The following is a 10,519-nucleotide window of genomic DNA, read 5'->3' on the forward strand; positions in this document are numbered from 1 at the left end:
CGAGGCGCTCGCGGACAGGCTCAGCGAGTGGCTCGGGCCTGAGGTCGACGCCCTCGCGCGCGGCGGGAAGCTGGCGGGACGAGGCATCGGCCCCGCGCTGCGGCGACTGCTCCCGTGGCCGGAGGCGGCCCGGTTCGACGATCTGGTGCCCGACCGCCTGCAGGTGCCCAGCTCGTCGTCATACCGCGTGGACTACCCGGAACCCGGATCCGACGCCGCACCGGTGCTGGCGGTCAAGCTGCAGGAGTGCTTCGGGTGGACCGCCTCACCCCGGATCTGCGACGGGCGGGTCCCCGTGACCGTCCATCTGCTCTCCCCCGCCGGACGGCCACTCGCCGTGACCCGCGACCTGGAGTTCTTCTGGCGCGAGGCCTATCCCGGTGTACGGGCGGAGATGCGGGGCCGCTATCCCCGGCACCCGTGGCCGGAGGACCCGATGGGCGCCGAACCCACTCGTCGGACCAACCGTCGACATTGAGGATCCCGTTACCATAACGAACCGCCCTGCCGCAATGCTCCGGAGCGGCCCGCCTCCTACGATGTGAGCAACCGCACCCGCGTCCGTCGACCCCGCCCGGAGCGTGATCGCCATGCCCGCGTACACCCCACCCGCACCCCACCGGGTCCCCCTCCCGACCAGGACCCCCGCACGGACCAAGCGGATCCCGCGCGTCCGGAACCGGATCGGGGCGCTCGTGACGTCCGCCGGTCTGGCGCTGGCGCTACTCAGCCTCTACCTGCCGTGGCTGGCCACGGGCGCGGACGAGCGGATCTCGGCCCTGGGGATCACCGAGCTCATCGACGTCCGCAGCGTCGCACCGGTGTTGTTCGTCGGACTACTTGTCCTGGCCCTGCTCGTGGCCGTCACCGCGCTCACCCGCCTGGGGTCGTTCGCCGTCGCGGCGGCGGTGGTGGCGATCGGGGTCCTGGTGGGACACCTCGCCTTTGTCTGGACCCTGATCCTGTCCACGGGGTCGACGGAGCCGGCACTCTCGGGCCTGCCCGCGAACGCCACGGTGACCTCCGGGCCCTATGTGGCCGCGTTCGGGTTCGTGATGGTGTCGGCGGGGTCGGCCTGGGCCGCCCGGTCCGCTCGCTATCCGGTCGATCCCGTGACGTGACGGGCGGGCCCGGTCCGGCGGTCACAGTCCGCCACCGCACCGTCCGGCCGGAACGCACCGTTGTGGCAGAACCCGGACACCCCGCCTATTATGTGACTTACCTCACTTCACAGGTTCCGGTCCGATTAAGGGCACCCGCCATGGCCGCACAGACAACGCCCGTCACCCGCACCTCGCCGTCGTCGGCGAGCACCCCGACCGGCGGCAAGATCATCCCGCACCTGCGAAACCGCGTCGGCGGCCTGATCGCCGTAGTGGGGCTGGCGCTCGCCCTGCTCAGTCTGTACCTCCCCTGGTTGAGCACCGGGACCGGCGGAGGGATCAGCGCGCTCGACCTCACCGAGATCCTGGACCTGCGCGCGATGGCGCCCCTGAACTTCCTGGGGCTTCTCGTGCTGTCGGTCCTGGTGGCGGTCACGCTGTTCACCCGGTTGGGATTCTTCGCGGCCGCCAACGCGGTACTCGCGTCCCTCGTGTTGATCGCCCACCTCATCTTCGTCTGGGTCCTGTTCAACTCGACCGACACCTCGGATCCGATGCTGGCGGGCCTGCCGGACGGCACCTCGGTCACCTACGGTCCGTTCGTCGCGGCGATCGGATTCATCCTCGTGATCATCGGATCGGCGTTGGCGGCCAAGTCCGCCGAGTACCTTCTCCCAGACCGCGCCGAGGCCCGCATGTTCACCGGCTCGTGAGGCGTCAGAACACCACCACGGTGTCCCCGACCTGCAGCCTCTCGAAATAAGTCGCCGCGGCGGGCCGGTCCATCCGGATACACCCGTGCGACTCGTAGGCCGGATCGCCCTCGTGGAAGGCGATCCCTCCCACGAAGTACACCGAGTACGGCATCGGGGCGTCGTCGAACAGACGGCTGACCTCGTGGCGCACCTTCCGGGTGACCTGGAACGTCCCGCGAGGGGTCTCCCAACCGACCCTTCCGTGCGACATCCGTACCGGCCCGTAGCTCAGCCGCTCCCCCGACTGCAGCCAGGTCCGGTTCCCGTCGAGGTCGACGCACGCGGCGGCCGTACGCGGACACGGGCTCTGCGGGGTGGGGTCCGGCGGCGGCGGGGGCGCGGCCGGAGGGGGCACGAACCCGGGCGGAGGAGTGATCCCCGCCGACTCCAGCCAGCCGCCGGCGGCGGTGCGCAGGTCCGCGTCCGCCTGTACGGATCCCGCCAGGGCCTGATCGAGCACCTGCTGGGCCTCCGGCGGTAGCGACACCTGGGCCGAGGCGGCGGAGGTGCTGGTCCCTGCGACCAGCAACGCCGCCACCGCGCCGACCAACACTCGTGAGGGGATTCTTCTCATGCCGTGATTATGTCCGGGGCACGTCACCCGGACGGGCGACTCGCTGTCACGGTCCGGTCTCGACCCGGGCGCTCGACCGGCGCGAGGTCTACCGTCTGGACCATGAGCGAGTCACCGCTTCCCCTCCCCCGGCTCTCCGCGCCGGCGTCCCGCGCCCTCGCCGCGGCCGGGATCACCGACCTCCGCCAGTTGGACGGAACGCCCGAGAGGGACGTTCTGGCGCTGCACGGGGTCGGCCCCTCCCAGCTCGGCGTGCTGCGCGACGCACTGTCCGCGGCGGGGCTGTCCCTCGCCGATCCGCTCTCGCGGCCCCGCGCCACCGGCCGCAACGACAACACGGCGTTTCTCGAGACACCGGGCTCCCCACGGCAGTGGATCGAGGGGTTGCCCACCGCCCGGCGGGTGGAGGACGGCCTGCGCCTGCTCGAGCTCTTCGGCGAGGTCACCGGCGAACCACCGTCCATGTGGGGCCCGTCGATCGTGGGCTACGGCACGCACCACTACGTGTACGACAGCGGTCGTGAGGGCGACACCCTCCGGGTGGGCTTCAGTCCCCGCGCCTCCGCCATCAGCCTCTACGGACTGCTCGGGGCCCCGGGAGCCGACGCGTTGCTCGCGACGCTGGGGCCGCACAAGACCGGCACGGGGTGCCTCTACGTGACGACCCTGGCCCGGATCCGGGAACCCGTGCTCCGCGAACTCGTGGCGGCGGCGTGGGCGCAGCCGGACTGACGCAGCCAGAGCGTCGCCGGTGACGGTCGCGTCAGTCCCGCGGTAGCGGCTTGACCATCGGGAACAGGATCGTCTCCCTGATGCCCAGCCCGGTGAGCGCCATGAGCAGACGATCGATCCCCATACCCAACCCGGTGGTGGGCGGCATCCCCTGCTCCATCGCGGCCAGGAAGTCCTCGTCCAACACCATCGCCTCGTCGTCACCGGCCGCGGCGAGCCGCGCCTGGTCCTCGAACCGGCGACGCTGGATCACCGGGTCGACGAGCTCCGAGTAGCCGGTCGCCAGCTCGAACCCACGGACGTAGAGGTCCCACTTCTCGGTGACCCCCCGATCCGTGCGGTGATCGCGGGTCAGAGGGGAGGTCTCCACCGGGAAATCGCGGACGAACACCGGCCCCTCGAGCTGGTCACCGCACAGGTGCTCCCACAGCTCCTCGACCAGCTTGCCGTGCAGCCAGCCCCTGCCCGAGGGCACCTCGAGCCCGACCTCGCCGGCCAGTTCCGTGAGTTCCTCGACCGTCGAGTCGACCGTGACGGTGTCCTCGTCGGTGTTCCCCACCACCTCGGGGTGCTGCGCGCGCAGGGCCTCGTTGAGCGAGGGGTACATACGCATCTCACGCCACTGCCCGCCCAGGTCGTACTCCGTGCCGTCGGCGAGGGTGACGGTGGTGGTGCCGAACACCTCGCGCGCGACCTCCTGGATGACCTCACGGATCATCGTGGCGGACGTGTCGTAGTCCCCGTAGGCCTGGTAGGTCTCGAGCATCGCGAACTCGGGGCTGTGTGAGGAGTCCACACCCTCGTTCCGGAAGTTGCGGTTGATCTCGAAGACCCGCTCGATGCCGCCCACCACGCATCGCTTGAGGTAGAGCTCGGGGGCGATGCGCAGGTACAGGTCCAGGTCCAGGGCGTTGGAGTGCGTGACGAACGGCCGGGCGGCGGCGCCGCCGTGCAACGTCTGCAGCATCGGCGTCTCCACCTCCAGGAACCCCCGCCTGTCGAGGGCGTCCCGCAGGGCCCGGACGACCTTGATGCGGGTGACCGCGTTGCGCCGGGCCGTGTCGCGCATGATGAGGTCGGTGTAGCGCTGACGGACGCGCGTGTCCTCGCTCAGTTCCTTGTGCGCCACCGGCAACGGACGCAGCGACTTGGCCGCCAGCACCCACGAGTCGGCCATGACGGACAGCTCGCCGCGCCTGGACCGCACCACGCGGCCGGTCACCGAGACGTGGTCACCGAGGTCCACGTCCTGCTTCCACGCCTCGAGCCGCTCCTCGCCCACGTTGGCCAACGAGAGCATCGCCTGCAACTGCGGGGCGAACGAGTCGGGCCCGCCCTCGGTCGCCGGGACCGACAGGTCGGCGTCCGGGCTCACGCCGTCCTGGAGTCGGACGAAGCAGAGCTTGCCCGTGTTGCGGACGAACAGCACGCGGCCCGCGACGGAGACCCGGACGTCGGTCTCCTCCCCGGGCTCGAGGGCGACGAAGCGCGGATCCGAGGCGATCTCGACGAGCCCGTGCGTGCGGGGGACCTCGACCGGATAGGCGTCGACGCCGGAATCGAGGATGCGCTGCCGCTTGTCGCGACGGATACGCAGCTGCTCGGGGGTGTCGTCGGCGGGCTCGGTCGCGGCGGGGGTCGAGTCGGTCACGACTCCCGAGGATAGTCGTCCCTATGCGGCGGGGCCGAACCCGTCACCGCGCACGTGGTCGAGGACGTGGAGGTCGAACCGGTCCGACAGCTGCTCGATGGCGGCCGCCGCCCGGACACTGTTGCCGTGCTCGTCCAGGCGCGGCGAGTAGGCCGCGATCCCGAACTTACCGGGAACCACCGCGAACAGACACCCCGACACCCCGCTCTTCGCGGGCAGTCCGACCTGGTAGACCCAGTCGCCCGCCGCGTCGTACATGCCGCAGGTGAACATCACGCTGTTGGCGTAGCGGACCGCCTTGCGCCCGAGGATCCGCTCGTCGCTGCCGGGCTTCAGACCGCCGTTCGCGAACATGGCGGCCATGTGGGCGAGTTCCCGGACGTCCACGCGGACCGCGCACTGGCGTCCGTACCCCGCCACCACCTCGTGGGGGTCGTCCGCGAGGGTGCCCTCCTCGGCGAGGAGGTGCGCGAGCGCCTGGTTGCGGTGTGCGCTCTTGGCCTCGATGTCGGCGATCTCCTCGTCGACCTCCACGTCACGGCCGACGAGGCGGGAGAGCAGTGCGCGGATGTGCTCGAAGCGCGAGACCTCGTCGTTGTCGGTGTCCCCGACGAGCGCGTGGGCGGCCAACGCCCCGGCGTTGACCAGACCGTTGGGTGCCCGGCCGGTCCCGGCCTCGAGGGAGATCTCGTTGAAGGCGTCCCCGGAGGGTTCGACCCCGATCCGCTTGGCCACCTCGTCCACGCCCTTCTGGTCCAGGGCCAGGGCGTACACGAAGGGCTTGGAGGCGGATTGGAGATCGAAGCGGATGTCGTCGTCCCCCGCCGAGGTCACGGTGCCCTCGAGGTCGCACACCGCCATCGCCAGGGCGTCGGGGTTCGGGTGTTCGTAGTCGCCGAGGTGCGGGACCAGTTCGCCCGAGGAGTCGTCACGGACCTCGTCGAGGATGCCCTGGAGAAGGTCTGCCGAGATGTGGTCCGTCATGGACGCGACCGTACCGGGGCCGGTGCCCGCGCGCCCCCGGTCGGGCGTGGTGCCGCGCTCAGTGCGCCGAGATCGCGGATCGCTCGCGCAGCAGGTGCTCGGCGTCCGAGAGCAGGCCGAGCGCCCCCGCCGCCCGCAGTGCGTCGTGCCCCCCGTCCACCGCCCGGACCCCTCGCACACCACGGGAGTGCAGTTCCAGGGCGAACAGCTCGGCGTCGAGGCCGTCGTCACTGACGAGGAGCACCTCGCGCCCCTCGTCCACGGCGGCGAGGGGTGCCGCCGAACGGGGATCGAGCAGCTCGACGACGGGGCGGGCCTCGACCGCGACCGCCCCGGCCAGCACACCCTGCCGCTCGCGCTGGACCCGTGAGCGGATGTCCACGACGAGCGCCCCCGCCTCGACGGTGGTGCGGTAGTCCGCCACGTCCAGCGTGAGGGCGGCGGGGTCGGTGAGGGTGACGGCGAGAGAGGTCATCTGGTGCTCCTGGTCAGGCGGGTCCCGGTCGGTCCGTTCGAGGGTGCTGCTGCCGGTCGGGGACACCAGTGCTGCGCACGTGCGGAGCCCGCCGGACCGGCCGAGGGCATTCGTCGTGCGTGCATGGCCCCAATAATAGACAGACCGGTCTATCTACGACAAGAGCGGATTCCTTCGGCCCGCTGACCACACCCGACAGCACACCCGCTGGCGCCCGAACATTAGTTGATGCATCATGTAGTCAGACCGAAGGAGCATCATGACCACCGCACGCACGCGTCAGCCCGCCGTCTTCATCGGCCACGGCGTCCCCCTCAACGCGCTCGAGGTCAACCAGTGGACCCGCGAATGGGCCGCGCTCGGCACCTCCCTCCCCGAACGTCCCCGCGCCGTGCTGGCCGTCTCGGCCCACTGGTACATCGGGGCCACCGCGGTGACCGCGATGGCCAACCCGAGGACGATCCACGACTTCTACGGCTTCCCACGGGAGCTCAACGAGTTCGACTACCCGGCCGCCGGTGCACCCGAGCTCGCCTCGGAGGTGGCCGAGGTGGTCAAACCCACCTGGGTCGGCGAGGACCGGGACTCGTGGGGGCTCGACCACGGCACGTGGTCCGTCCTCACCCACGTGTTCCCCGATGCCGACGTCCCGGTGGCCCAGTTGTCGGTGGACGCCTCCAAGCCCGCGGGCTACCACTTCAACCTGGGCACCAGGCTCTCGGCGCTGCGGGACTCCGGTGTGCTGATCCTGGCCAGCGGCAACGTGGTGCACAACCTGGCGGCCGCGGACCCCTCCCGCGGGGACTCGGGGACGGACTGGGCGCACCGATTCGACGACCACGCCCAGGAACTGCTCACCGAGCGGCCGGAGGACGCCCTCTCTCTGGTCGAACACCCCGACGCCCGACTGGCCGTCCCCAGCGCCGACCACTTCCTGCCCCTGCTCTACACGGCGGGGATGGCGGCCGGATCCGGCGAGAAGCTGGACGCCTTCAGCAAGGGGTACGCCTGGGGGTCGGTCTCCATGACGAGCTACCGCTCCGCGGCCTGACCCGCACGCGCGGCCTGACCCCGCTGCGCCGTCAGGTCCCCCTGGCCCGGTTCGCGAGGCCGCCCGTCAACGGCAGCAGCACGACCAAGGACACCCACATCAGCTGGGCGGTCCCCGCGCCGACCGTCACCGCCACGGGGACCGATGCCAGGAACACCACCGGGGTGGCGGTCGCCGCCAGGAGCATTCTGCGGTTCTCCCTCGCCGACGTGGGACGGCGTTCCAGTCCGACCGCGCGACCACGCTGGTACACGGCGGCCTGCGCGAGGGACACCCCGGCGATGTTGAGGGCGTAGAGCGCGGTCGGCAGGTCGAGATCGGCCGTGGCCGGGTTGCTGATCGCGTCGGTGGTGAAGGGCACGAGGATCACCAGGCCCGTCGCCAGGAGGTTGCCGACCACCATCGGGCCGTCGAGTCCGGTGAGGCCCTTGATCATCCTGACGTTGACCCGCCACAGCGCGCAGATCACCACGAAACTCAGTGCGACCCCGGTCAGCTGCTGCCCGAGCCCGGATGCCGCCAGGGAGCCGAGGTCCTGCCACGCCTCCGGCCCCGGCAGGTCGACGTTCACGATGAGCAGCGTGACGGCGAAGCCGTAGATGGCGTCGAAGAAGGACACCCCGCGGTCGAACTCGGAGGTGTCCCTGCGGATCACCTCGTCGTCGTCGTCGATCTCTCTCCGTCCGATCCCGTCCATGGCGGACAGCATGCCACCGGCGCGGGGCGGGATTCAGGTGTTCCTCTCGAACACCAGTCGCAGTCCCTCGAGCGCGAGCTCCGGCTCCACGTCGGTGATCGTCCGCGACTCCTCCGCCACGACTTCCGCACGCAGTCCGGTCAGCACCACCGCCGCGTCGGCCAACTCGGCGACGTCCGTCCGCAGGCGGTCGACCAGCGCGTCGATCTGCCCGGCGAACCCGATCACGATCCCGGCCTGCAGCGCGGCGACCGTGTTCTTGCCCAGCGCGCCCCGGGGCCGCACGACCTCGATCTTGCGCAACGCGGCCGCGCGCTCGGCGAGAGCGTCCACGGAGATGTCGATCCCGGGCGCGATCGCCCCACCGAGCAACTCGCCGCGGGCGGAGACGGCGTCGACCGTGGTCGCGGTGTCCACGTCGACGACGATCACCGCGCCCTCGAACAGGGTGTGGGCTGCCAGGGCGTTGACGACCCGGTCGGACCCCACCTCCCGCGGAGAGTCCACGAGCAGTGGTACCCCGGTCTTCACTCCGGGCGCCACCACGACCGCGCGCAACCCGGGCCAGTAATCTGCGGCCATCCGTCGCAGTTCGCCCGTCACCGACGGCACGACCGACATCGCCGAGATTCCGGTGAGCCGCTCGGCGCACTCGCCGAGCAACCCCCGGATGGTCAGCGCCAACTCGTCGGAGGTCACCGCCGGCGACGTCCGCATGCTCCAGGTGCGCTCGAGTGGACCGCCATCGGGGGGGAAGACGCCGAGCCGGATGTGGGTGTTGCCGACGTCGACGGTGAGTAACACGGCCCTACCCCGACACCTAGACGGTGGCGGGCTCGGGGACGCGCGGGTTCTTCAGGCCCGACCCCTCGGGGACGTCCGCCGGATCGGTGCCCTCGGTGAGCGTGCGGTTGTGGGCATCCACGAAGACCACGCGCGGCTCGTAGGCCCGCGCCTCGGCGTCCTCCATCACCGCGTACGCGATGATGATCACCAGATCCCCGGGATGGACGAGGTGCGCGGCCGCACCGTTGATGCTGATGACCCCCGAGCCCCGCTCGCCGGTGATGGCGTAGGTGGTCAGACGGGAGCCGTTGTCGATGTCGACGATGTCGATCTGCTGCCCCTCGAGCAGGTCCGCGGCGTCCATGAGGTCCGCGTCGATGGTGCAGGAACCCACGTAGTGCAGGTCCGCCTGGGTCACCGTCGCCCGGTGGATCTTGGAGTGGAGCATGGTGCGCTGCATCTAGACGCCTTCCTGGAGGTCTGCGGCCAGCTCGGCCTGCTGGGAGGCGACGGTCGCCTCGGCGGCGGCGAGGAACCCCGTGCCGATGGCCACGCCGACGTTGTCGATGAGGCGGGCGGAGCCGATCCGGGCCGCCACGAGGAGCCGCCCCGGACCCTCCTGCGGCGGCTCGCCGAGGTCGCCGGCCCGCAGCTCGAGGTAGTCGATCGAGATCTGCGGTCGCTCCGCCAGGACCGCGCGGGCGGCGTCGAGCACGGCCTGCCCGCCCCCCTTGGCCGCGAACGTCCCGGCCACGAGCGCCGCGTTGAGCGTGGTGGCCAGTTCCCGCTCCTCCCCGGAGAGGTAGCGGTTGCGTGAGCTCATCGCCAACCCGTCCGACTCGCGGACGGTCGGCACACCCACCACCCGGACGTCCATGTCCAGGTCGGCCACCATCTGACGGATCAGGACCAGCTGCTGATAGTCCTTCTCCCCGAAGAACGCCTGGTGAGGGGCGACTATGTTGAACAACTTGGCCACCACGGTGAGCATCCCGGCGAAGTGACCGGGGCGGGAGGCACCGTCGAGGATGTCCCCCGTCGGCCCGGGCAGCACGGTGGTCCTCGGCCCGTTCGGATACATCGCGGCGGCGCTGGGGGCGAAGACCAGCTCGACCCCGGCGGCGGCCAGCCTGGCCACGTCCTCGTCGAGTGTCCGCGGGTAGGCGTCCAGGTCCTCACCGGGCCCGAACTGCAGCGGGTTGACGAAGATCGACACCACCACCACGGAGCCGGGAGTCCGGCGGGCGGCCTCGACCAGGGCCAGGTGTCCCTCGTGCAGCGCCCCCATCGTCGGGACGAAGGTGATCTGCCTGCCGACCTTGCGCAGCGACCGGGTGACCGCGTGCAGCGCCGAGGGGTCGTGGTGGACGGTCAGCTCGCCCCGGGTGTAGCCGGTACCCGGCCGTCCCGGGACCGCCGTCCGCACGGGGAGGGTCGAGGTGGTCATCGCAGCTGCTCCGTCAGGTCGGGGGCCAGGAGGTCGGTGACGTCGCGTCCGGCACCGCAGCGATCCGCCGTCCGCAGCGCGAGCGCGCGGTACCCGGCGGCGATTCCGCTGTCCACGTCCTCGAGCGCGTCGAGGTGGCGCGACACCGTCACCGCGTCGCCGCGCATCACGGGGCCGGTCAGCGCCGACTCCCCGGAGGCCAGGACGTTGTCGAGCGCGGCCCGCAGCAGCGGCTCGAGGGTACGGCGGGCCAGCGCCCCGGCG

General features: G+C 71.2%; 14 protein-coding genes. 5 read left to right on the forward strand and 9 right to left on the reverse strand.

Features of this window, described 5'->3' with window-relative positions; genetic code table 11:
- The 3 genes from G6022_RS07760 to G6022_RS07770 form a co-directional block, all read left to right on the forward strand.
- A partial coding sequence (locus G6022_RS07760; RefSeq protein WP_277819486.1) for an ATP-dependent helicase C-terminal domain-containing protein occupies positions 1–478 on the forward strand: 478 nt, incomplete at its 5' end.
- Positions 479–590: 112 nt separating this feature from the next.
- Positions 591–1,121 carry a hypothetical protein gene (locus G6022_RS07765; protein ID WP_182610524.1) on the forward strand — a complete coding sequence of 177 codons (531 nt, stop codon included), beginning with the start codon at positions 591–593 and terminating at the stop codon, positions 1,119–1,121.
- 140 nt (positions 1,122–1,261) lie between these two features.
- Positions 1,262–1,816, forward strand: a complete 555-nt coding sequence (locus G6022_RS07770; protein WP_182610523.1) for a hypothetical protein — start codon at positions 1,262–1,264, stop codon at positions 1,814–1,816.
- Positions 1,817–1,820: 4 nt separating this feature from the next.
- Here G6022_RS07770 and G6022_RS07775 read toward each other — a convergent pair whose 3' ends face one another.
- Complete coding sequence (locus tag G6022_RS07775) at positions 1,821–2,432, reverse strand: L,D-transpeptidase (RefSeq protein ID WP_182610522.1); 612 nt, start codon at positions 2,430–2,432, stop codon at positions 1,821–1,823.
- Positions 2,433–2,534: 102 nt separating this feature from the next.
- On the opposite strand from G6022_RS07775, the gene G6022_RS07780 reads away from it, so the two are divergent.
- Positions 2,535–3,164 (forward strand): DUF1801 domain-containing protein, encoded by a 630-nt coding sequence (locus G6022_RS07780; protein ID WP_182691311.1) that lies wholly within the window; start codon positions 2,535–2,537, stop codon positions 3,162–3,164.
- A gap of 31 nt (positions 3,165–3,195) precedes the next feature.
- Here the strand turns inward: G6022_RS07780 and lysS are convergent, their stop codons facing one another.
- The 3 genes from lysS to G6022_RS07795 are packed head-to-tail and all read right to left on the reverse strand — an operon-like array spanning position 3,196 to position 6,274.
- The gene (gene lysS, locus G6022_RS07785; RefSeq protein ID WP_179524485.1) at positions 3,196–4,815 is read right to left on the reverse strand and encodes a lysine--tRNA ligase; all 1,620 of its coding nucleotides are present in this window, start codon (positions 4,813–4,815) and stop codon (positions 3,196–3,198) included.
- A gap of 21 nt (positions 4,816–4,836) precedes the next feature.
- A complete protein-coding gene (gene glsA, locus G6022_RS07790) occupies positions 4,837–5,799 on the reverse strand; it encodes a glutaminase A (protein ID WP_182639067.1) in 963 nt (320 codons plus the stop codon).
- Between the two features lie 58 nt (positions 5,800–5,857).
- A complete protein-coding gene (locus G6022_RS07795) occupies positions 5,858–6,274 on the reverse strand; it encodes a rhodanese-like domain-containing protein (RefSeq protein WP_241731117.1) in 417 nt (138 codons plus the stop codon).
- A 259-nt stretch (positions 6,275–6,533) separates the two neighbouring features.
- On the opposite strand from G6022_RS07795, the gene ygiD reads away from it, so the two are divergent.
- Positions 6,534–7,325: a 4,5-DOPA dioxygenase extradiol gene (gene ygiD / locus G6022_RS07800; protein WP_182610269.1), complete on the forward strand. Its 792-nt coding sequence runs from the start codon at positions 6,534–6,536 to the stop codon at positions 7,323–7,325.
- 31 nt (positions 7,326–7,356) lie between these two features.
- Here ygiD and G6022_RS07805 read toward each other — a convergent pair whose 3' ends face one another.
- The 5 genes from G6022_RS07805 to G6022_RS07825 form a co-directional block, all read right to left on the reverse strand.
- A complete protein-coding gene (locus tag G6022_RS07805; protein WP_182610268.1) occupies positions 7,357–8,022 on the reverse strand; it encodes a TMEM175 family protein in 666 nt (221 codons plus the stop codon).
- 33 nt (positions 8,023–8,055) lie between these two features.
- On the reverse strand, positions 8,056–8,826 hold the full coding sequence (locus G6022_RS07810) for a type III pantothenate kinase (protein WP_182610267.1): 771 nt from the start codon (positions 8,824–8,826) through the stop codon (positions 8,056–8,058).
- 16 nt (positions 8,827–8,842) lie between these two features.
- Positions 8,843–9,268: an aspartate 1-decarboxylase gene (gene panD / locus G6022_RS07815; protein WP_179524479.1), complete on the reverse strand. Its 426-nt coding sequence runs from the start codon at positions 9,266–9,268 to the stop codon at positions 8,843–8,845.
- Positions 9,269–10,255 carry a pantoate--beta-alanine ligase gene (gene panC / locus G6022_RS07820; protein ID WP_182691313.1) on the reverse strand — a complete coding sequence of 329 codons (987 nt, stop codon included), beginning with the start codon at positions 10,253–10,255 and terminating at the stop codon, positions 9,269–9,271.
- A partial coding sequence (locus tag G6022_RS07825) for a DUF2520 domain-containing protein (RefSeq protein WP_182691315.1) occupies positions 10,252–10,519 on the reverse strand: 268 nt, incomplete at its 5' end. The genes G6022_RS07825 and panC, both read right to left, overlap by 4 nt.

Origin of the sequence: Dietzia sp. Cai40 (assembly GCF_014145165.1) — a bacterium.
Lineage (GTDB): Bacteria > Actinomycetota > Actinomycetes > Mycobacteriales > Mycobacteriaceae > Dietzia > Dietzia natronolimnaea.